Raw genomic sequence first — 20,116 nt, 5'->3', positions numbered from 1 at the left:
GGCCGCCGGACGCGCCGCTCAGATCAGTAGCGGTACTGCTCGCCGTAGCCCGCGTTGTAGCCCTGCTGGTACGGGTACGGCTGCTCGTCCGGCAGCGGCTGGCCGGACTGCTGCTCTTCGCCTTCGCGCTGCTGCGGCATCCACACGCCGCCGGGCGGAGTCTCGCCGTACTGCTGCGGTGCGCCCGTCGCGTAGGGGTCGGGCGTCACGTACTGGCCGGTGCCGTAGTCGTACTGCTGCCCGTCGTAGGAGGCGGGCTGGTCGTACTGCTGCGCGCTCCCGGTGCCGGCGTACGGGTCGGAGTACCCGGCGTACTGCGCGGTTCCGTAGTCGTACTGTCCCGCGGCCGCGTAGGTGTTCTGGTCCGCGTAGCTGTTCTCATCCGCGTAGCCGCCCTGGCCCGCGTAGTTGCTCTGGTCCGCGTAGCCGCCCTGGCCCGCGTAGCTGTTCTGGTCCGCGTAGCTGTTCTGGTCCGCGTAGCCGCCCTGGCCCGCCAGGTCGTCCTGCCCGTAGCCGCCGTACGTGGAGGCGTACGGGCTCTGCCCGTCCGTGGCCGCGCCCGTGGTGGCGTACGCCGCGTCGTTGTAGACCCCGTACTGGCCGGTGTCGTCCGGTATCGGCTGCGGCTGGTAGACCTCAGGGCCCGCCCCGCCACCCGGTACCTCGGCCTGCCCGTATCCATCCGGCACCTCGGCCTGCCCGTATCCGTCCGGAAGCGGCTCGGCGGGGTCGGGGGCCTGCAGCCTCGGGTCCAGGTACTCCCTGTACTCCTCGGCCTCGTCCTCCTCGCGCTCCCGGCCCAAGCCGAAGCCGCCGCCGCGGAGCGCCCAGCCGGCTGCGAAGCCGCGCCGGAAGGAGAGCGTGACGTAGGTCTGCCCGACCGCGAAGGCGGCCGCGCCGATCCCGATGACCACCACCGACGGCATCAGCACGCCGAGGACCACGCCCAGAAAGCCCGTGAAGGCCAGCAGCCGCCAGCGCAGCCGGGCCTTGTACTGCAGCAGGACCTCGCCGAGCAGCCACAGCGCGACGATGCCAAACGCGATGTAGAGGACCGTCCAGCCCATGTCCGCCCCTCTTCCGCCGCTTTCCGGCCTAGCCGTCAGGACTGCTGCGACAGTCCCAGATTCTCGTAGATTTCCAGAGTCGCCGTGGAGTGGTTCAGGGTAATGAAGTGCAACCCGGGGATGTCCTCGGACATCAGCCGCGCGCACAGCTCCGTGGCGTACTCGATCCCAATGGAGCGTACAGCCGCTGGGTCATCTTTGACCGAGAGGATCCGGTCCGCGAGCTCCGGCGGGAAGGCCGCGTTGCTGAGCTGGGCGAATCGCTCGATCTGCTTCACGTTCGTGACCGGCATGATCTCCGGGATGATCGGGGTGTCGCAGCCGGCCGCCGCGACCCGGTCCCGCAGCCGGAGGTAGTCGTCGGCGAGGAAGAACATCTGGGTGATCGCGAAGTCCGCACCAGCGCGGCATTTGTCCACGAAGTGCCGGATGTCCGCATCCCAGTCCGTGGAGCGCGGGTGCATCTCGGGGAAGGCGGCGACGCCGACGCAGAAGTCGCCCGACTCCTTGATGAGCTGAACGAGCTCGGCCGCGTAGTGCACGCCCTGCGGGTGCGGCACCCACTCGCCCATCGGGTCGCCCGGCGGGTCCCCGCGCAGCGCCAGCATGTTCCGGATTCCCGCATCGGCGTAGCGGCCGATGATGTTGCGCAGGTCGGCGAGGGAGTGGTTGACGGCGGTGAGGTGGGCCACCGGGGTGAGGGTGGTGTCGGTCGCGATGCGCTCGGTGGCCCGTACGGTCCCGTCGCGGGACGAGCCGCCCGCGCCGTACGTCACGGAGACGAAGGTCGGCGCGACCGCCTCGATCCGGCGGATGGCGTTCCACAGGGTCCGCTCACCCTTCTCGGTCTTCGGGGCGAAGAACTCGAACGAATAGGACCGCCTGCCGGAGGCGAGGAGGTCACGGACGGTGTGCGCGCGGTCCGTCCTAGTGGACGCGGTGCCAAGGGCCATAAAGGCAGGTTAACCAGCGGCTCGCTCCAGCCCCAACAAAAGGCTGACGATATGCCCGGTTAGCCCGGAACCTCGTCCACCACTCGGACAACTTGTCCGGTTACGCACCGCGGTCGGACGCGATGACGAGCTGCAGCAGGGCCGTTACGCACTGCGCTCGCGCAGCCGCTTCGCGAGGTCCGCGGTCGCCGCCCCCGGGTCGTCCGCGTCCGTGATCGCCCGGACCACCACGACCCGCCGGGCCGCGGCGTCCAGCACCTGGTCGAGGTTGGACGCGTCGATGCCGCCGATCGCGAACCAGGGCCGTACGGGCTCCAGCGAGGCCGCGTAGCGCACCAGCGGCAGGCCGGGGGCGTGCCGTCCCGGCTTGGTGGGGGTGGGCCAGCAGGGGCCGGTGCAGAAGTAGTCGACGCCTGGCTCGGCGACCGCCGCGTCCACCTCCGCCTCGGCGTGCGTGGACCGCCCGATGAGCACGGACTCGCCGAGGATCGCGCGGGCGGCGGGCACCGGCAGGTCACCCTGGCCCAGGTGCAGCACGTCGGAGCCGGTCGCGTGTGCCACATCGGCCCGGTCGTTGACCGCGAGCAGCTTGCCGTGCCGCCTGCAGGCGTCCGCGAACACCGCCAGATGCTCCAGCTCCTCGCCCGCCTCCATGCCCTTGTCGCGCAGCTGCACGATGTCGACGCCGGAGGCGAGGACCGTGTCCAGGAACTCGGCGAGGTCGCCCTGGCGCTTGCGCGCGTCGGTGCAGAGGTAGAGCAGGGCGTCGGCGAGCTGCACGCGCGCGGTGGCGGCTGCTGCGGCGGCGGTGGCCATGGGTTCCCCCCGGATCGGCGGCGTACGGGTCGGCAGCGTGCTGGCCGGGGCGTCCCGGCCCGCACGCCGTACGGGTTCACTGGATCGGACGGCGGCCGTCAGGCGCTCGGACGGCAAGCGCTCAGCGGCGAGCCCCCGGACGGCAAGCGCTCGGCAGCGTCAGACGGCGAGCGCCTGGGCGCGGCGCTTCACTTCCGTGCCGCGATTCTCGCGCAGGGCCTGCGCGGGCGTGCCCGGCAGGCTCGGGTCCGGCGTGAAGAGCCACTCCAGCATCTCTTCGTCGGTGAAGCCATCGTCCTTCAGGAGCGTCAGCGTCCCGGCGAGGCCCTTGACGACCTTGCCGTCGCCGACGAAGGCGGCCGGCACCTGCAGCACCCGGTTCTCGCCGCGGCGGACCGCGATCAGCTGGCCCTCCTTGACCAGCTGCCTGACGCGGGTCACCTCGACCCCGAGCCGTTCTGCGACGTCGGGGAGGGTGAGCCAGGCGGGAACGAGCGCATCGGTCTTCGTGTCAATCTCGGTCACGGGACCAAGCCTGCCATCCCGGACTGACAGCCGGTAGCGGAGCGCGGCCGGGCGGGCTCACCGGTTCCGGCGGAACGGGGGCACCTGTTCCCGCCGGGCTGACGGCCCGGTTCCGCCCGTTCGGCCCGGCCCCGCCCTCCGGCCCGTACGTACGTACGGGCTCACGGTCTCAGCGGAGCACTGCCGACTTGAGCGGCACGGACGGGTCGGCGGCCCGGTCCGGGTCGATGCGCGCGCCGCGCTCGATGAGCCTGCGTCCCTGCGCCAGATCCCGCGGCCTGCCCACCGCGAGCAGCGCTACCAGCGCCCCGCCGCGCAGCCAGCAGACCGACCAGGAGGCCCCGGCCGGGTCGCCGCGCCAGACCGTGGCGTCGGCCGCGGCGTGGTGGCCCGTGTACTGCACGAACCGGCCGAACTGCTCGGACCAGAAGTAGGGCACCGGATCGTAGACGGTCTCCTCGGCCGCTCCCCCGGCGATGTTGGCGGCGACCGCGCGGGGCCCCTGGAGGGCGTTGTCCCAGTGGTGGACGAGGAGCCGCTCGCCGTACCGGGCGGACGGGAACGACGCGCAGTCGCCGACCGCGTAGACGTCCGGCTGGGAGGTGCGCAGCCGCTCGTCGGCGCGTACCGAGCCGTCGGAGCACAGCTCGACGCCCGAGCCCGCGAGCCAGGCGGTCGTGGGCCGGGCGCCGACCCCGACCAGCACCGCGTCCGCGCGCAGCCGGGTTCCGTCCTCCAGGAGCACCGAGCCCGGCTCGACCGCCGCCACCTTCGCGCCGGTGATCAGCCGGGCGCCGCTGTCGGCGTACCAGGCGGCCATGTGCTCGGTGACCTCGGCGGGAAGGGCACCGGCGAGCGGGCGGTCAGCGGCCTCGACGACGGTGACGGGGCAGCCCGCCTCGCGCGCCGCGGTCGCGAACTCCGCGCCGATCCAGCCCGCGCCGACCACGACGACCTCCTGCCTGCCCTCCAGGACGGGCCGCAGCCGCTCGGCGTCGTCGAGGGTGCGCAGCACGTAGATGCCGGGACCTGCATCGGTGCCGGGCAGCGTGATCGGCTCGGCGCCGGTGGCGATGACCAGCCGGTCGTACGGGACGGGCCCGGCGGCGGTCTCCAGGAGGTGGCGGTCGGGGCGGAGCGCCGTGACCTGGCGACCCAGCAGCAGTTCGATGCTCAGGGCCGGGAAGTCGACCTCGAAGGCCGAGCCGTCGGCCTTGCCGAGGAGCACGGCCTTGGACAGCGGCGGCCGGTCGTAGGGCTGGTGCGACTCGGCGCCCAGCAGCGTGATCGTGCCCTTCCAGCCCTGCTCCCGCAGGGCGACCGCGGTCTGCACCCCGGCCATGCCCGCGCCGACGATCACGACCCGCTGCACTGGCTGCCTGTCCTCGCTCACACGATCACTGTAGGACGGCCGCGGGGCGCTGCCGGAGACGCGCGCATCGAGATCTCTGACACAGCATCAAGTTGATCGGTGCGGTCCGGCCGGGGCGTGCCAGGGGTGGGAGCGTGGGTGGCCTTGGGGCGCCGCTCCTCTACTGCCCTCCAGGGGCAGGCGTTATGGTGGCGAGCCAAGAGCACTCGCGGGAGCCCGGACGCACCGGGCTGAGAGGGAGGCTGGCCGGCCTCCGACCGTACGAACCTGATCCGGGTCATGCCGGCGAAGGGAGGGTCCTGATACCCATGCACGCGCCTGAAGGCACTGAAGGCAGCGGCGCGCGCGGTCCGCGCACGTCGTACGACGTCCTCGTCATCGGGGGCGGGATCATCGGTCTGGTCACGGCCTGGCGGGCGGCGCAGCGGGGCCTGCGCACCGCGGTCGCCGACCCGTCGCCCGGCGGTGGTGCCGCACAGGTCGCCGCCGGGATGCTGGCGGCCGTCACCGAGCTCCACTACGGCGAGGAGACCCTGCTCGGCCTCAACCTCGCCTCCGCAGCGCGCTATCCGGCGTTCGCGGCCGAGCTCGAGGAGGCGAGCGGGCAGGACATCGGCTACCGCGCCTGCGGCACCCTCGCCGTCGCGCTGGACACCGACGACCGGGCACACCTGCGCGAGCTCCATGCCTTGCAGCTCCGCCACGGTCTCGACTCGCAGTGGCTGACGGGGCGCGAGTGCCGCCGCCTCGAGCCCCTGCTTGCGCCGGGCGTGCGCGGCGGCCTGCGCGTGGACGGCGACCACCAGACCGACCCCCGCCGGCTCGCCGCCGCGCTCGTCACGGCCTGCGAGCGGGCCGGGGTGGAGCTGCGCCGCGCCTGGGTCCGGCGGCTGTCCGTCGTACGGGACCGGGCCGCCGGAGCGGTCCTCGAGGACGGCACGGAGCTGGGCGCCGGGCAGGTCGTCCTCGCCGCGGGCAGCCGCAGCGGGCAGCTCGCCGGGGTGCCGGACGAGGTGCTGCCGCCGGTCCGGCCGGTCAAGGGGCAGGTGCTGCGGCTGCGCGTTCCCGGGGCGTACGCGCCGTTCCTGTCCCGGACCGTACGGGCGGTGGTGCGCGGCGGGCAGGTCTACCTCGTGCCGCGCGAGAGCGGCGAGCTGGTGGTCGGCGCGACCAGCGAGGAACTGGGCTGGGACACCACCGTCACCGCGGGCGGGGTGTACGAACTCCTGCGCGATGCCCACGAGTTGGTGCCCGGAATCACCGAACTGCCGCTTGTCGAGACCCGCGCCGGGCTGCGGCCGGGGTCGCCCGACAACGCGCCCCTGCTGGGCCCGACGGCACTGCCGGGGCTGCACCTGGCAACCGGCCACTACCGCAACGGCGTGCTGCTGACGCCGGTCACGGGCGACGCGATGGCCGAGGCGCTGACCACCGGCGAACTCCCCGGTGAGGCCCGGCCCTTCTCCCCTCGCCGCTTCACGTCCGCACCCCGCGCACCCCGCGTACTCCAGGAGCAGCCCGTATGACCGTCTCCGTGAACGGGGAACCCAGGGAACTCCCCGACGGCACCACACTCGACCGGGTCGTCGCCACCCTCACCACCGCCCCCTCGGGCGTCGCCGCCGCGCTCAACGAGACCGTGGTACCGCGCCGCCGGTGGCCCACCACCCCGCTCGGCGACGGCGACCGCGTCGAGGTCCTCACCGCGGTCCAGGGAGGCTGACCCCGCGACATGGCCGACGATCTCCTCACCATTGGCGGCACCACCTTCGGCTCCCGGCTGATCATGGGGACCGGCGGTGCGCCGAGCCTCGACGTCCTGGAGCGCGCGCTGGTCGCCTCCGGCACCGAGCTGACCACGGTGGCCATGCGCCGCCTCGACCCGACCGTGCAGGGCTCCGTGCTGACCGTGCTGGCCGGGCTCGGCATCCGCGCCCTGCCGAACACCGCGGGGTGCTTCACCGCGGGCGAGGCGGTGCTCACCGCCCGGCTCGCCCGGGAGGCCCTCGGCACCGACTGGATCAAGCTGGAGGTGGTGGCAGACGAGCGCACCCTGCTGCCCGACCCGGTCGAGCTGCTCGACGCGGCGGAGACCCTGGTCGACGACGGCTTCACGGTGCTTCCGTACACCAACGACGACCCGGTGCTGGCCAGGAAGCTGGAGGACGCCGGCTGCGCCGCGATCATGCCGCTGGGCTCCCCCATCGGCTCCGGCCTCGGCATCCGCAACCCGCACAACTTCCAGCTGATCACCGAGCACGCGCGCGTGCCCGTGATCCTCGACGCGGGGGCCGGCACCGCATCGGACGCGGCGCTGGCCATGGAGCTGGGCTGCGCGGCCGTCATGCTCGCGTCTGCCGTCACCCGGGCCCAGGAGCCCGTACTGATGGCGGAGGCGATGCGGCACGCCGTCGAGGCGGGGCGGCTGGCCCACCGCGCGGGCCGGATCCCGCGGCGGCACTTCGCGGAGGCGTCCTCGCCCACGGAGGGCGTGGCCGCCCTCGACCCGGAGCGTCCGGCGTTCCGGTAGCGCGGGCACGCCGGCGCGGGCAGGCGCAGCGCGGGCACGCCCGGTGCTGCGGCCGACCGGAGCACCGGCCTCTTGAGGCGCGGGCCTCCCCCCGCTTCCCCGTCGCCGCGGCCCAGCAGGGCATAGCGTGGAGACGGAGGTGGTCCCCGTGGTGGCAGAGGTTGTCGACCGCATCGAGCGCGAGGTGTACGTCCCGGCCCCCGTCGACCGCGTATGGCGGGTGCTCACCGTCGCCGAGCACATCCACGCCTGGTATGCCTTCGGCGGAGCCGAAGTGGATATGCGGCCCGATGGCGCCCTGCGCTTCCGCTGGGACGAGCACGGCGAGTTCCACGGCCGGGTGGAGGTCGTCGACCCACCGTCCCGGCTCTGCTTCCGCATGGCCGTGAAACCCGACACACAGCCCGTCCGCGGCGACTCCACCCTGGTCGACTTCCGGCTGTCCTCGGAGGGCGAGGGCACTCGCGTCACGGTGGAGGAGTCGGGCATCGCCGGGCTCGACGCCCCGGACGAGGAGAAGGGCCGGCACGCCGAGTACGCGCGCCTGGCGTGGACCGCCGCCCTCGAGGAGCTGTGCGCCATCGCCGCCGCCACGCACGCCGACCCGCCGCCTCCGGGCGCCGCCCAGCACGTCTGATCCGGGCCCCGGCCCCGCCGTCCGTCCGGGCTCACGCCCACGTCCCCGTACCGCATCCCCCGCGCCCCGTAAGGCCCGCGGTCACCGTTCGGCTGCAGTCGGGCGCCGGATCGGCCCTTGTGGGCAGGTGTGTCCGTGACGGCTCGTAGACTGCGTGACCGTGGATACGACCCTCCAGGACCCGCTCGTCGGGCAGGTGCTCGACGGCCGCTATCGCGTCGAGGCGCGGATCGCCATCGGCGGCATGGCCACGGTCTACCGGGCCGTGGACACCCGTCTCGACCGGGTGCTGGCCCTCAAGGTGATGCACCCTGGCCTCGCCTCCGACAGCGCGTTCACCGACCGCTTCATCCGCGAGGCCAAGTCCGTCGCCCGGCTCGCCCACCCCAACGTCGTGGGCGTCTACGACCAGGGCGCCGACGGCACGTACGTCTATCTGGCCATGGAGTACGTCGCCGGGTGCACCCTGCGTGACGTGCTGCGCGAGCGCGGTGCCCTGCAGCCCCGCGCCGCACTCGACATCCTGGAGCCGGTCCTCGCCGCGCTCGGCGCCGCCCACCGCGCCGGTCTCATCCACCGCGACATGAAGCCGGAGAACGTCCTCATCGGCGACGACGGCCGGGTCAAGGTCGCGGACTTCGGGCTCGTCCGGGCCGTGGACACCAACACCACCGCCTCCTCCGGGTCGCTTCTGGGTACCGTCTCCTACCTGGCACCGGAGCAGATCGAGCACGGCATCACGGACACGCGCGCGGACGTCTACGCCTGCGGCGTGGTGTTGTACGAGATGCTGACCGGCGCCAAGCCGCACAGCGGCGACACCCCCGTGCAGGTGCTCTACCAGCACCTGCACGAGGACATCGCACCGCCGTCCGAAGCCGTGCCGGGCCTGGCTCCGCAGCTGGACGGCCTGGTCGCGGCGGCCACGGCCCGCAGCCCCGAGCTGCGGCCCGGGGACGCCGTGGCGCTGCTGTCGGCCGCCCGCGAGGCCCGCGCCACGCTCACCGACGAGCAGCTCGACGCCGTACCGCCGCAGGCCGTGACCGACGACGCCGGACTCTTCGGCTCCGAGGACCGTACGAGCGTCCTCCCGCGGGCTGTCGCGGACGCGGCTGCGGGGACCGCCGCTGACGGGCTGAACCGCACCAGCCGCCTCGAGATGCCGCCGGCCGGTCCGCCGGCCGGCCCGCCCCCCGCCCCGCCGGCCACGCGCGCGGGGCGGCGCGCGCCCAGGCAGGGCGTGCTCGCGCTGGTGGCGGCGGTGCTGCTGGTGCTCGGGGTGGGCGCGGGCGTCTGGTACATCAATTCCGGCCAGTTCACCAGGGTGCCCGGCGTCCTCGCGCTGCCGCAGAAGGAGGCCGAGAAGAAGCTCCGCGACGCCGGTTTCGACGTACGGGCCAAGGAGGACTTCAGCGGCACCGTGGACCGGGGAAAGGTGATCGACACGGAACCGGCGCCCGGCAAGCGCATCCGCGGCAACGGCACCGTCACGATCATCGTCTCCAAGGGGCCCGAGGTCGTGAAGATCCCCGACCTGGAAGGCACGCCGCTGGAGAAGGCCACGCAGGAGCTCAAGGACCTCGGCCTGGTCCCGGGCATCATCCGGCGGGAGTTCAACGATCAGGTGGCGCAGGGGGCGGTCATCCGCACAGAGCCGGACGCCGGCCTCAAGCGCAGGCCCGGCTCGGCGGTCGCGATCACCGTCAGCAAGGGCGAGCGCGTCGAGGCGCCGGACGTGGTCGGCGACTCGCTCGAGGACGCGACGAGGGAACTGCGCGAGGACGGGCTGAACGTCAGGGTGGCGCCCGAGGAGGTCTTCTCCGAGGAGGACAAGGGCGAGATCGCCGCCCAGTCCCCGGCCGGGGGCGACCAGCTGGCGAAGGGCGACACGGTCACGCTGACGGTCTCCAAGGGCCAGCAGATGGTCGAGGTGCCCGACGTCGAGGGCGACAACGCCCGCGACGCCAAGCGCAAGCTGGAGCAGCGGGGCTTCAAGGTCAACGTCACCCGGTTCTTCTTCGGCAACACCGTTTTCGACCAGTCGGTGGATGGCGGGGACGAGGCGCCGAAGGGCAGCACGATCACCATCCGCGTCCGCTGAGCCCCCGCTGCGGCCGCACACCATGAGACCCGGCGCGAAGGGCCAGGATCCCATGGGGTACCGGCGCGAAGGGCCGTTACCCCATGGGATCCTGGCGGTGTGAGCATCGCAGCACCCCGTCCTCGTAACCCCGTCGGCAGCCACGTCCCGGTAGCCGGCGGCCTCGCCGCCACCGGCCTGTCGTACGCCCGCGACATCGGAGCCGAGACCGTGCAGGTCTTCGTGGCGAACCCGCGCGGCTGGGCCACACCGGCGGGCAGTCCGCGCCAGGACGAGGCGTTCCGTGCCGCCTGCGCCGAGGAGGGCGTCCCCGCGTACGTCCACGCCCCTTATCTGATCAACTTCGGCTCGCACACCGAGGCCACGGCCGATCTGTCGGTCGCGTCACTGCGGCACTCGCTGCGCCGCGGGCGGGCCATCGGCGCGCTCGGGGTCGTGGTCCACACCGGCTCGGCGACCGGCGGGCGACCGCGGGAGGTGGCCCTCGCGCAGGTGCGGGAGCGCGTACTGCCGCTACTGGACGAGCTGACCCACGACGAGGACCCCTGGCTGCTGCTGGAGCCGACGGCCGGCCAGGGGGCCTCCCTGTGCTCCCTCGTGGCGGACCTCGGTCCGTACTTCGACGCGCTGGACCGGCACCCGCGGCTCGGAGTCTGCCTGGACACCTGCCACGCGTTCGCCGCCGGGCACGACATGGCCGCGCCGGGCGGCGCGAAGACCCTGCTCGACGAGTTGGTGGAGACGGTCGGCGAGGGCCGTCTGAAGTTGATCCACGCGAACGACTCCAAGGACGTGGCGGGCGCCCGCAAGGACAGGCACGAGAACATCGGCGCGGGTCACATCGGTACCGACCCCTTCGGCGACCTCTTCAGGCACCCGGCGACCGAGGGCGTGCCGCTGATGATCGAGACCCCTGGCGGCAAGGTCGGCCATACGACGGACGTGGCCCGGCTCAAGGAGCTGCGGGACGGCTGACGAGAGCGCCACCCACGAGCACGCGGGCCACGGTCCGGCCGACTGGCCCACGGCGGCGAAGACGACGCTGCACTGCCTCACCGGCTGCGTGTTCGGCGAAGTGGCCGGTATGGCCGTCGGCACCGCCCTCGGCCGGCACAACGCACCGACGATGATCCTCGCCATCGTGCCGGCGTTCGTCTTCGGCTACTCGTGGATGATCGGCCGTGGCGAGGGCCACGCGGTGGCGCGCCAGTACCACTGAGAAGCCCGCCGCAGGCGTCAGAGCTCCGGCCCCTCGCCCGGCTCCTCCTGGTACGAGTAGCGCTGCTCGCGCCACGGGTCACCGATGTTGTGGTAGCCGCGCTCCTCCCAGAAGCCACGGCGGTCCGCGGTCATGTACTCGACGCCGCGGACCCACTTGGGTCCCTTCCAGGCGTACAGATGCGGTACGACCAGCCGGACCGGGAAGCCGTGCTCGGCGGTGAGCAACTCACCGCCCTTGTGCGTGGCGAAGATCGTCCGCTCGGCGGCGAAGTCGGAGAGCCGCAGGTTCGAGCTGAAGCCGTACTCGGCCCACACCATCACATGGGTGACGTCCGCCGCGGGCGGCGCGAGATCGAGGATCGTACGGGCCGCGATGCCACCCCATTCGGCCCCCAGCATGCTGAATTTCGTGACGCAGTGAAGATCCGCGACGACCGTCGCGTACGGCAGGGCCGTGAACTCCTCGTGCGTCCAGCAGTGCTTGTCCCCGTCGGCGGTCGCGCCGAAGACCCGGAACTCCCAGCGGTCCGGCTTGAACTTGGGGACCGGCCCGTAGTGCGTGACCGGCCAGCCGCGCTGCAGCCGCTGCCCCGGAGGAAGCGTGACCTGTGCCCCTTCGCGGCTTTCCGGCTGACCCATGACTCCATGGTGACAGACTGGGAAGGGTGGTCGTGACCAGGGCAATGCCGATGCGGGCAACTCGTACTAAGCATGCACTTACTGGAACGCGGCCGCGGGCGGTGCGAGGATGCGCGCATCCTGCCGTTCTTCTCTGGAAGGAGCCGCTGCGATGCAGGGCGACCCCGAGGTCATCGAGTTCCTCAATGAGCAACTGACCGCCGAGCTGACCGCGATCAATCAGTACTTCCTGCACGCCAAGCTGCAGGAGAACTACGGCTGGACGAAGCTCGCGAAGTACACCCGCGCCGAGTCGTTCGACGAGATGCGGCATGCCGAGGTGCTGACCGACCGGATCATCTTCCTCGAGGGGCTGCCCAACTACCAGCGGCTGTTCCACGTCCGGGTGGGCCAGACGGTCACCGAGATGTTCCAGGCCGACCGGCAGGTCGAGGTGGAGGCGATCGACCGCCTCAGGCGCGGGATCGATGTGATGCGGGCGAAGGGGGATGTCACCTCGGCGAACATCTTCGAGTCGATCCTCGCCGACGAGGAGCACCACATCGACTACCTCGACACCCAGCTGGACCTGGTGGAGAAGCTCGGAGAGGCGCTCTACATCTCCCAGCAGATCGAGCAGCCGGAGGGCAGCTGACCAGGCGATTCGCAGCTGATCCGGCGGTTCGCAGCTGATCGTTCGCAGTTGATCGGGCGAACGGCGGCCGATCAGGCCGGTCAGGCGGCGTCGGCCGCGAGCGACCCGTTGGCCGCCAGTCCCGCATCGCCCGCCAGCAGAGCGGGCTCACCCTGGTCGATCAGCTCGCGCCGCGGGCACGCGCCGCGGCCCAGCAGAGCCTGGATGCGGCGCACGCAGGAGCCGCAGTCGGTGCCGGCCTTGCAGGCGCCGGCTATCTGGCGCGGTGTGGTGCAGGAGCCGGTTTCCGCATGCTCGCGAACCTGCTTCTCGGTGATGCCGAAGCAAGAGCAGACGTACACGCGGACTCCCAAATGATCAGTGAGGTTACCCTTACCTTACCCGCCATCGAAGGGTCTCACAATGCCGTGGGGCGCGGATCTGAAGTGATCCACGCCCCACAGTGCTGTGCCGCGATCACTGGTCCCGGTACATCTCCGCGACCAGGAAGGCCAGGTCCAGCGACTGACTGCGGTTGAGCCGCGGGTCGCAGGCCGTCTCGTAGCGCTGGTGCAGGTCGTCGACGAAGATCTCGTCGCCACCGCCCACGCACTCGGTGACGTCATCGCCGGTCAGCTCGACGTGGATGCCGCCCGGGTGGGTGCCCAGGCCCTTGTGGACCTCGAAGAAGCCCTTGACCTCGTCGAGGACGTCGTCGAAGCGCCGGGTCTTGTGGCCGGAGGCGGCCTCGAAGGTGTTGCCGTGCATCGGGTCGCACACCCACGCCACCTGCGCCCCCGAGGCGGTGACCTTCTCCACCAGCTCCGGCAGCCGGTCGCGGATCTTGTCCGCGCCCATCCTGGTGATGAAGGTCAGCCGGCCCGGCTCGCGGTCCGGGTCGAGCCGCTCGATCAGCGTCAGCGCGTCCTCCGGCGAGGTCGTCGGGCCGAGCTTCACCCCGATCGGGTTGCGGATCCGGGACGCGAACTCGATGTGCGCCCCGTCCAGCTGCCGGGTCCGCTCACCGATCCAGACCATGTGGCCCGACACGTCGTACAGGTTGCCGGTGCGCGAGTCCGTACGGGTCAGGGCCGACTCGTAGTCGAGGATCAGCGCCTCGTGGGACGAGTAGAACTCGACCGTCTTGAACTCCTCCGGGTCCACCCCGCAGGCGTTCATGAAGTTCAGCGCCCGGTCGATCTCACGGGCCAGGGCCTCGTAGCGCTGCCCGGACGGGGAGGACTTCACGAAATCCTGGTTCCAGGCGTGCACCAGGCGCAGGTCCGCGTAACCACCGGTGGTGAAGGCCCGTACGAGGTTCAGCGTGGCCGAGGAGGCGTGGTACATCCGCTTCAGCCGCTCCGGGTCCGGCATGCGGGCCTCAGGAGTGAACTCGAAGCCGTTCACCGAGTCGCCGCGGTACGAGGGCAGGGTCACCCCGTCGCGGGTCTCCGTCGGCTTCGAGCGCGGCTTGCTGTACTGGCCGGCGATCCGGCCGACCTTCACCACCGGCACCGAACCGGCGTAGGTCAGCACCGCACCCATCTGCAGCAGGGTCTTCAGCTTGTTGCGGATCTGGTCGGCGCCCACGGCGTCGAACGCCTCGGCGCAGTCGCCGCCCTGCAGCAGAAACGCCTCGCCCCTGGCGACGGCCCCCAGCCGGGCACGCAACTGGTCGCACTCGCCCGCGAAGACGAGCGGCGGATACGACTCGAGGTCCGCGATCACACCACGCAGAGCCTCGGAGTCAGGCCACTCGGGCTGCTGCGCCGCGGGCAGGTCTCGCCAGGTGTTGCCACCGGCACGGGTTTCAGCGTTCACGGTCACCTTGTCAACATTACGGGGTCTTTTCGGGTGCCCAATCCACTGCCCACAAGTTGAGACAGGCCGTGAGGATCCGCGCAGGAGGACGGCCACCCGGGGTGGCCCGCCCGGCCTCTCGGCGGCCGTCCGATGGGTGAGATGAGCTCCTCTCGCCGCGGACGCTGGGTTAGGGTGCGCAGCATGTTCGCGCAGACGACCATGGACTGGTGGTGGACCGCTTCCGAGGCGGCCCACTGATCGCGCGTACCTGAAGACCACCGCGAAGGCCGCCCCGAGGGGCGGCCTTCGGCGTTTCCGCGGGCCGTTCCTCCGAATCCGGAAGGAACACCTCAGATGCATCCCGACAGTCCAGACGTCCCCGATACCCCCGGCATCCCCGGCATCGGCGTCCCCGGTATCCCCGCGCTCCTGCGCCGCCTGGCCGCCGAAGGCGGCCCGCCCTTCGCCCTGATCCACCGCCGCACCCCCGGGCGCCCCGAGGACCTCGTCGAGGTCCTTGTCGGCACGGTGCGGGACGTTCCGCGGCTCGCCGACGTCCCGCTGGGCGAGGGCGCGCCGGGCCGGGCCGTCACCGACGCGTTGGTCCTCGTCCCCTTCCGGCAGGTCCGCGAGCGCGGCTTCGACGTCCGCGACGACGGCACGCCGCTGACCGTGCTGCGGCCCGAGGAGTCGTACGAGCTGCCGCTGCCCGCCGTACGGGAGGCGCTGCCGGGGCACGGCGTGCGCGTCGAGGGCGGGGCCTTCGACGTCGAAGACGAGGAGTACGCGGCGATCGTCGGGCGGGTGATCGAGGACGAGATCGGGCGGGGCGAGGGCGCGAACTTCGTGATCCGCCGCACCTTCCAGGGCGAGATCCCGGGGTACGGCCCCGCCGACGCGCTGGCCCTCTTCCGGCGGCTGCTGGAGGGCGAGCGCGGCGCGTACTGGACGTACGTCGTGCACACGGACGGGAGGACGCTCGTCGGGGCCAGTCCGGAGGTGCACGTGCGGATGTCGGGCGGGACGGTGGTCATGAATCCGATCAGCGGGACCTACCGCTACCCGCCGGAGGGGCCGTGCGCCGAGGGCCTGCTGGCGTTCCTGAACGACCGCAAGGAGGTCGAGGAACTGTCCATGGTCGTGGACGAGGAGCTGAAGATGATGTGCACCGTCGGGGACAAGGGCGGGGTCGTCGTCGGGCCGCGGCTGAAGGAGATGGCGCACCTGGCGCACACCGAGTACGAGCTGCGCGGCCGCAGTTCGCTGGACGTGCGGGAGGTGCTGAGGGAGACGATGTTCGCGGCGACGGTCACCGGGTCGCCGGTGCAGAACGCCTGCCGCGTCATCGAGCGCCATGAGGTCGGGGGCCGCGGCTACTACGCGGGGGCGCTGGCCCTCATCGGGCGGGACGCGGGCGGGACCCAGACCCTCGACTCGCCGATCCTCATCCGCACGGCCGACATCGACGCGGGCGGGTGGCTGCGCGTGCCGGTCGGCGCGACGCTCGTACGCCACTCGGATCCGTACGGCGAGGTGGCGGAGACGCACGCCAAGGCGGCGGGGGTACTGACCGCGCTCGGCGTCCGGCCCGCGCCCGCGCGCGAGGCGGACGGCCCGCCTCCGCGGCTGGCGGACGACCCCCGCGTACGGGCCGCGCTGGACGCCCGGCGGGCCGACCTCGCACCCTTCTGGCTGCGGATGCAGCAGCGCCCGGCCGATGGGGGTACTCCCCCTGGGGGCACTCCCCCTGGCTTCGCCGGGGGGACCCCCACCCAGGCCGCCAGGCCTAGGGGGACTACCGCTGGGGGTGCCCCCACCCCAGCTACCGCTGGGGGTGCCGCCCCCCATGCCCTTGAGGCAATGGGGGAGGCGGGGCACGCCCTGGTGATCGACGCCGAGGACACCTTCACGGCCATGCTCGCGCACCTGCTGCGCTCCACCGGTCTTGACGTGACCGTCCGGCGCTACGACGAGCCGGGTCTGCGGGAGGCGGCGCTGTCGCACCCGGGGCCCGTGGTCCTCGGGCCGGGCCCCGGCGACCCGGGGAACACGGCCGACCCGAAGATGCGGTTTCTGCGGAGGCTGACCGGCGAGCTGGTGCGCGAGCACCGGCAGGGCCCCGCCCGTCGCCCGACCACCACCCCTCACCGAGGCCCTTCGGGCCGCACCTTCTTGTTGGGGGTGTGCCTGGGCCACGAGCTGATCGCGGCGGAACTGGGCCTGGAGATCGTACGGAAGGACGTGCCCCACCAGGGGGCGCAGGAGCGCATCGACTTCTTCGGGCGGGAGGAGGTCGTGGGGTTCTACAACACCTTCACGGCGCGCTGCGATGCCGCTGCGGAAGCGGAGTTGGCGATGCACCGCGTCGAGCTGAGCCGCGATCCGGGGACGGGGGATGTGTACGCGCTGCGCGGGCCGGGGTTCGCGGGCGTGCAGTTCCACCCGGAGTCGGTGCTGACGCTCGACGGCGCGTCGATCACGGCGGCGCTGCTGGCGGCCGTGCTGGTCTGAGCCGCGCGCCCAGTGCTCCGCGCTGGTGTGTTCCCACCCGCCCGCCCTTCACGAGGGCGGGCGGGTGGGTGGGAACTCTCACGCCGGGGGCGCGAGGCGGCCGGACGGCTAGCCGAAGAAGACGCCGATCTCCTCGTACAGCTTCGGGTCGACCGTCTTCAGCTTCGCCGTGGCCTCGGCGATCGGGACCCTGACGATGTCCGTGCCGCGCAGGGCGACCATCTTCCCGAAGTCCCGGTCGCGCACGGCGTCGATGGCGTGCAGCCCGAAGCGGGTGGCGAGCCAGCGGTCGAAGGCGCTCGGGGTACCGCCGCGCTGGACGTGGCCGAGCACGGTCGTACGGGCCTCCTTGCCGGTCCTGCTCTCGATCTGCTTGGCCAGCCACTCGCCGATGCCGGAGAGCCTGACGTGACCGAAGGAGTCCAGGGAGCCGTCCTTGAGGACCATGTCGCCGTCCTTGGGCATGGCGCCCTCGGCGACGACCACGATCGGCGCGTAACGGATCTTGAAGCGGGACTCGACCCAGGCGCAGACCTGGTCGAGGTCGAAGCGCTGCTCGGGAATGAGGATGGCGTTGGCGCCTCCGGCCAGGCCCGAGTGCACGGCGATCCAGCCCGCATGACGGCCCATCACCTCGACGACGAGTACGCGCATGTGCGACTCGGCGGTGGTGTGGAGGCGGTCGATGGCCTCAGTCGCGATGTTGACCGCGGTGTCGAAGCCGAAGGTGTAGTCGGTGGCCGACAGGTCGTTGTCGATGGTCTTGGGGACGCCGACGCAGTTGATGCCGTACTCGTCGGCGAGCTCTGCCGCGACCCCGAGGGTGTCCTCGCCGCCAATCGCGATCAGCGCGTCGACCTCGTACTTGGCGAGGTTCTCCTTGATGCGGCGGATGCCGTTCTCCACCTTGAGCGGGTTGGTGCGCGACGAGCCGAGGATGGTGCCGCCGCGGGGCAGGATGCCGCGTACGGCCGGGATGTCGAGCTGGACGGTGTCGGCATCGAGAGGACCGCGCCAGCCGTCGCGGAAGCCGATGAAGTCGTAGCGATACTCCTGGACGCCTTTGCGGACGATGGCCCGAATGACCGCATTGAGCCCGGGGCAGTCGCCGCCTCCGGTCAGAACTCCGACCCTCATGGATCCTTCCCTTCTCCCTCGTTGACCCGGTCGGCGCTCACGCTAACGGTGATCCAGGTCACAGGGGGATGGGGCAAACCGTTGAATCCGGTGAAATCGAGGGGACTTCGTTGACCGGAGGATCTCCCGTGGAGGCGGCTGCTGTCGTCGGCCGCTCCTCTCTGCTCCCCGGCTGCTGCCCGGCTACTCCTCGTCGAGGCCGCGCTCGATCGCGTATCGCACCAGCTCGACGCGGTTGTGCAGCTGCAGCTTGCCCAGGGTGTTCTGGACGTGGTTCTGGACCGTGCGGTGCGAGATCACCAGCCGCTCCGCTATCTGCTTGTACGAGAGCCCCTTGGCGACGAGGCGCAGCACCTCGGTCTCGCGCTCGGTGAGCCGGGGCGCGTCCGGTTCGTCGGCCGCCGCGGGGGCCGGGTCGGAGGCCAGCCGCCGGTACTCGCCGAGCACCAGGCCCGCCAGGCCCGGCGTGAAGACGGGGTCCCCGGCGGCCGTCCTGTGCACCGCGTCCACCAGCTCCTCCGTGCTGGCCGACTTCAGCAGATAGCCCGTGGCCCCGGACTTGACCGCCTCCAGAACGTCCGCGTGCTCGCCGCTCGCCGAGAGGACCAGGACGCGCAGGGCCGGGTTGGAGCCGACGAGCTCCTTGCAGACCTGGACTCCCGGCATTCCGGGGAGGTTGAGGTCGAGGACCAGCACGTCGGGGTCCGCGGCCCGGGCCCTGCGCACCGCCTGCCCGCCGTCCCCCGCGGTCGCCACCACGTCGAACCCGGCCGCGCCCAGGTCGCGGGCCACCGCGTCGCGCCACATCGGATGGTCGTCGACGACCATCACCTTGACCGCCGTCCCGGTCCCGGCCCCCGGCCCGGCCGCCGTTCCCTGCTCGCTCACCGCTTCGCCTCGCTCCCCCGGGAAGCCTCCGGCTCCCTCGGAACCCTCAACTCGACTTCCGTGCCCTGCCCGGGGACCGACAGCAGCTCGGCGCTCCCGCCCAGGTCCCGCAGCCTGCCGCGGATCGACAGCGCGACCCCGAGCCGGCCCTCGCGCTCGGCTGCCGACAGCCGGCCCTCCGGGATGCCGGGGCCGTCGTCCCGTACGGTCACGAGCACCGCGTCCGGCTCGTCCTCCAGCAGGATCCACGCCTGCGCGTCCACGCCCGCGTGCTTGCGCACATTGTCCAGGACGGCACCGACAGCCGCCGTCAGCTCCCCTGCCGCGGTGGCCTCCAGGAGCACCGGCGACCCCGGCTCGGCCAGCGACACCCGGGCTCCGGCGTACGGGGCGAGAAGCGCGCGCAGATCGCAGAGGCCACCGCTCTCCGGACCTTCGTCGCCGCCCTTCTCCGCCACGCGCGCGTGCACCGGGTCCGGCTTCTCCTCGTCCCCGGCCCCGGCCCCGGAGGCCGTACGAGCCGCGGGGACCACGCCTCCCGCGACCAGCGTGCGCAGCGCGACCTCCTGCTCCCCGGCCAACCGGCCGAGCTCCGCCGCCTCGCCGCCGATCTCCGCACCGCGCCGCTGCACCATCGCGAGCACCTGGAGCACGCTGTCGTGGATGTCCCGGGCGAGCCGCTCCCGCTCGCGGGTGGCGGCGTCGATCCGGAGGGCTCGGGCGAGGGTGCGCTCACTGGCGCGGGCCACCTCGACGACGTAGCCGATGGCCACGCTCGCCACCCACACCAGGAGGACGTTGTGGACGGTGTCCCGGGCGAAGCTGCCGCGCTCGACGACATTGGCGACCGCGACGAGCGCGGAGGCCATGGCCGCCCACCGCCAGCCGCCCTTGATCGCGAAGCCGAGCACGGCGCCGGCCGTCCAGATGGACGGCAGGGTGGGGTGGCCGCCGACGACATGAGCGTGGGTGTCGATGACCGGGGTGAGGAGTATGCCGGTCAGCGCGATGGCGAGATCGGTGGCCAGGAAGCGCTTCGTGCAGCGCTCGGGCGAGAGCACCCGGTTCCAGGTCAGGCCCATCCACACGGTCAGCACGGCGAAATAGGCGGCGGCGCCGAGCGGGTGGGCGTACTGCTCGTAGGCGAGCGCGAAGAGCACGACCGCGTAGCAGAACGTCAGGATCCGGTAGCCGGTCAGGGCGCGCCACAGCGGCAGCTCGACCGACATGCGCATGGCCCTCCCGGGCTCCCGCGGTGCGCGCTTGCGCTGCGCCATCTCCCCCCGACTCCCCTCCCCGGCGC

19 protein-coding genes, 1 pseudogene and 1 riboswitch are annotated in these 20,116 nt (G+C 72.2%); of the genes and pseudogenes, 9 read left to right on the top strand and 11 right to left on the bottom strand.

The window, feature by feature from the left end:
• Positions 1-23: 23 nt before the first annotated feature.
• The 5 genes from ACTWQC_RS00210 to ACTWQC_RS00190 form a co-directional block, all read right to left on the bottom strand.
• Positions 24-1,067, bottom strand: a complete 1,044-nt coding sequence (locus ACTWQC_RS00210; RefSeq protein WP_443313379.1) for a hypothetical protein — start codon at positions 1,065-1,067, stop codon at positions 24-26.
• Between the two features lie 35 nt (positions 1,068-1,102).
• Positions 1,103-2,020 carry a methylenetetrahydrofolate reductase [NAD(P)H] gene (gene metF, locus ACTWQC_RS00205; protein ID WP_443313378.1) on the bottom strand — a complete coding sequence of 306 codons (918 nt, stop codon included), beginning with the start codon at positions 2,018-2,020 and terminating at the stop codon, positions 1,103-1,105.
• A gap of 144 nt (positions 2,021-2,164) precedes the next feature.
• A complete protein-coding gene (thiE, locus tag ACTWQC_RS00200) occupies positions 2,165-2,836 on the bottom strand; it encodes a thiamine phosphate synthase (RefSeq protein ID WP_443313377.1) in 672 nt (223 codons plus the stop codon).
• 159 nt (positions 2,837-2,995) lie between these two features.
• On the bottom strand, positions 2,996-3,361 hold the full coding sequence (locus tag ACTWQC_RS00195) for an Rv2175c family DNA-binding protein (protein ID WP_443313376.1): 366 nt from the start codon (positions 3,359-3,361) through the stop codon (positions 2,996-2,998).
• A 169-nt stretch (positions 3,362-3,530) separates the two neighbouring features.
• Positions 3,531-4,703 (bottom strand): NAD(P)/FAD-dependent oxidoreductase, encoded by a 1,173-nt coding sequence (locus ACTWQC_RS00190; RefSeq protein ID WP_443313636.1) that lies wholly within the window; start codon positions 4,701-4,703, stop codon positions 3,531-3,533.
• A gap of 228 nt (positions 4,704-4,931) precedes the next feature.
• A riboswitch (TPP riboswitch) is annotated at positions 4,932-5,044 on the top strand.
• Between ACTWQC_RS00190 and thiO the strand changes: the two genes are divergently transcribed.
• From thiO to ACTWQC_RS00155, 7 genes and pseudogenes are all read left to right on the top strand, one after another.
• Positions 5,042-6,259, top strand: a complete 1,218-nt coding sequence (gene thiO / locus ACTWQC_RS00185) for a glycine oxidase ThiO (RefSeq protein ID WP_443313375.1) — start codon at positions 5,042-5,044, stop codon at positions 6,257-6,259. It overlaps the preceding riboswitch by 3 nt.
• On the top strand, positions 6,256-6,456 hold the full coding sequence (thiS, locus tag ACTWQC_RS00180) for a sulfur carrier protein ThiS (protein ID WP_443313374.1): 201 nt from the start codon (positions 6,256-6,258) through the stop codon (positions 6,454-6,456). The genes thiO and thiS overlap by 4 nt, the downstream gene beginning before the upstream one ends.
• 9 nt (positions 6,457-6,465) lie before the next feature.
• A complete protein-coding gene (locus ACTWQC_RS00175; protein WP_443313373.1) occupies positions 6,466-7,263 on the top strand; it encodes a thiazole synthase in 798 nt (265 codons plus the stop codon).
• Positions 7,264-7,411: 148 nt separating this feature from the next.
• The gene (locus ACTWQC_RS00170; protein WP_443313372.1) at positions 7,412-7,900 is read left to right on the top strand and encodes an SRPBCC domain-containing protein; all 489 of its coding nucleotides are present in this window, start codon (positions 7,412-7,414) and stop codon (positions 7,898-7,900) included.
• Between the two features lie 160 nt (positions 7,901-8,060).
• Complete coding sequence (pknB, locus tag ACTWQC_RS00165) at positions 8,061-10,001, top strand: Stk1 family PASTA domain-containing Ser/Thr kinase (protein ID WP_443313371.1); 1,941 nt, start codon at positions 8,061-8,063, stop codon at positions 9,999-10,001.
• Positions 10,002-10,100: 99 nt separating this feature from the next.
• Positions 10,101-10,976, top strand: a complete 876-nt coding sequence (locus tag ACTWQC_RS00160; RefSeq protein ID WP_443313370.1) for a deoxyribonuclease IV — start codon at positions 10,101-10,103, stop codon at positions 10,974-10,976.
• Positions 10,933-11,169, top strand: a pseudogene (locus tag ACTWQC_RS00155) (DUF4396 domain-containing protein); the annotation flags it as partial. The gene ACTWQC_RS00160 and the pseudogene ACTWQC_RS00155, both read left to right, overlap by 44 nt.
• A 68-nt stretch (positions 11,170-11,237) precedes the next feature.
• Here the strand turns inward: ACTWQC_RS00155 and ACTWQC_RS00150 are convergent.
• Positions 11,238-11,861 (bottom strand): sulfite oxidase-like oxidoreductase, encoded by a 624-nt coding sequence (locus tag ACTWQC_RS00150; RefSeq protein ID WP_443313369.1) that lies wholly within the window; start codon positions 11,859-11,861, stop codon positions 11,238-11,240.
• 151 nt (positions 11,862-12,012) lie between these two features.
• Between ACTWQC_RS00150 and bfr the strand changes: the two genes are divergently transcribed.
• Positions 12,013-12,495 carry a bacterioferritin gene (gene bfr, locus ACTWQC_RS00145; RefSeq protein WP_443313368.1) on the top strand — a complete coding sequence of 161 codons (483 nt, stop codon included), beginning with the start codon at positions 12,013-12,015 and terminating at the stop codon, positions 12,493-12,495.
• 80 nt (positions 12,496-12,575) lie between these two features.
• On the opposite strand, the gene ACTWQC_RS00140 is transcribed toward bfr, so the two are convergent.
• A complete protein-coding gene (locus ACTWQC_RS00140) occupies positions 12,576-12,836 on the bottom strand; it encodes a (2Fe-2S)-binding protein (protein ID WP_443313367.1) in 261 nt (86 codons plus the stop codon).
• A 115-nt stretch (positions 12,837-12,951) separates the two neighbouring features.
• Positions 12,952-14,295: a class II 3-deoxy-7-phosphoheptulonate synthase gene (locus ACTWQC_RS00135; RefSeq protein ID WP_443313366.1), complete on the bottom strand. Its 1,344-nt coding sequence runs from the start codon at positions 14,293-14,295 to the stop codon at positions 12,952-12,954.
• 336 nt (positions 14,296-14,631) lie between these two features.
• Between ACTWQC_RS00135 and ACTWQC_RS00130 the strand changes: the two genes are divergently transcribed.
• The gene (locus ACTWQC_RS00130) at positions 14,632-16,788 is read left to right on the top strand and encodes an anthranilate synthase family protein (RefSeq protein ID WP_443313365.1); all 2,157 of its coding nucleotides are present in this window, start codon (positions 14,632-14,634) and stop codon (positions 16,786-16,788) included.
• A 108-nt stretch (positions 16,789-16,896) separates the two neighbouring features.
• On the opposite strand, the gene ACTWQC_RS00125 is transcribed toward ACTWQC_RS00130, so the two are convergent.
• The 3 genes from ACTWQC_RS00125 to macS all read right to left on the bottom strand — a co-directional run bounded on the left by ACTWQC_RS00125 (position 16,897) and on the right by macS (position 20,090).
• Positions 16,897-17,925 (bottom strand): 6-phosphofructokinase, encoded by a 1,029-nt coding sequence (locus ACTWQC_RS00125; RefSeq protein WP_443313364.1) that lies wholly within the window; start codon positions 17,923-17,925, stop codon positions 16,897-16,899.
• A gap of 183 nt (positions 17,926-18,108) precedes the next feature.
• Positions 18,109-18,753, bottom strand: a complete 645-nt coding sequence (locus ACTWQC_RS00120; RefSeq protein ID WP_443313635.1) for a response regulator — start codon at positions 18,751-18,753, stop codon at positions 18,109-18,111.
• 56 nt (positions 18,754-18,809) lie between these two features.
• Positions 18,810-20,090, bottom strand: coding sequence for a MacS family sensor histidine kinase (macS, locus tag ACTWQC_RS00115; protein WP_443313363.1), 1,281 nt, complete (start codon positions 20,088-20,090; stop codon positions 18,810-18,812).
• Between the last annotated feature and the right edge of the window lie 26 nt (positions 20,091-20,116).

Origin of the sequence: Streptomyces sp. 8N616, from assembly GCF_052246385.1 — a bacterium.
In the GTDB taxonomy this organism is placed as follows: Bacteria; Actinomycetota; Actinomycetes; order Streptomycetales; family Streptomycetaceae; genus Streptomyces.
Note: the sequence above shows the minus strand (reverse complement) of the source record. Positions and strands in the feature narration are given on the sequence as shown.

What these genes read in the sequence shown, in the direction of transcription:
- ACTWQC_RS00175 (WP_443313373.1), top strand. Translation starts at nt 6,466, where the DNA reads ATGGCCGACGATCTCCTCACCATTGGCGGCACCACCTTCGGCTCCCGG.
- ACTWQC_RS00130 (WP_443313365.1), top strand. Translation starts at nt 14,632, where the DNA reads ATGCATCCCGACAGTCCAGACGTCCCCGATACCCCCGGCATCCCCGGC.
- metF (WP_443313378.1), bottom strand. Translation starts at nt 2,020, where the DNA reads ATGGCCCTTGGCACCGCGTCCACTAGGACGGACCGCGCGCACACCGTC.
- thiO (WP_443313375.1), top strand. Translation starts at nt 5,042, where the DNA reads ATGCACGCGCCTGAAGGCACTGAAGGCAGCGGCGCGCGCGGTCCGCGC.
- ACTWQC_RS00150 (WP_443313369.1), bottom strand. Translation starts at nt 11,861, where the DNA reads ATGGGTCAGCCGGAAAGCCGCGAAGGGGCACAGGTCACGCTTCCTCCG.
- ACTWQC_RS00120 (WP_443313635.1), bottom strand. Translation starts at nt 18,753, where the DNA reads ATGGTCGTCGACGACCATCCGATGTGGCGCGACGCGGTGGCCCGCGAC.
- bfr (WP_443313368.1), top strand. Translation starts at nt 12,013, where the DNA reads ATGCAGGGCGACCCCGAGGTCATCGAGTTCCTCAATGAGCAACTGACC.
- ACTWQC_RS00190 (WP_443313636.1), bottom strand. Translation starts at nt 4,703, where the DNA reads ATGGCCGGGGTGCAGACCGCGGTCGCCCTGCGGGAGCAGGGCTGGAAG.
- macS (WP_443313363.1), bottom strand. Translation starts at nt 20,090, where the DNA reads ATGGCGCAGCGCAAGCGCGCACCGCGGGAGCCCGGGAGGGCCATGCGC.
- thiS (WP_443313374.1), top strand. Translation starts at nt 6,256, where the DNA reads ATGACCGTCTCCGTGAACGGGGAACCCAGGGAACTCCCCGACGGCACC.
- thiE (WP_443313377.1), bottom strand. Translation starts at nt 2,836, where the DNA reads ATGGCCACCGCCGCCGCAGCAGCCGCCACCGCGCGCGTGCAGCTCGCC.
- ACTWQC_RS00210 (WP_443313379.1), bottom strand. Translation starts at nt 1,067, where the DNA reads ATGGGCTGGACGGTCCTCTACATCGCGTTTGGCATCGTCGCGCTGTGG.
- ACTWQC_RS00125 (WP_443313364.1), bottom strand. Translation starts at nt 17,925, where the DNA reads ATGAGGGTCGGAGTTCTGACCGGAGGCGGCGACTGCCCCGGGCTCAAT.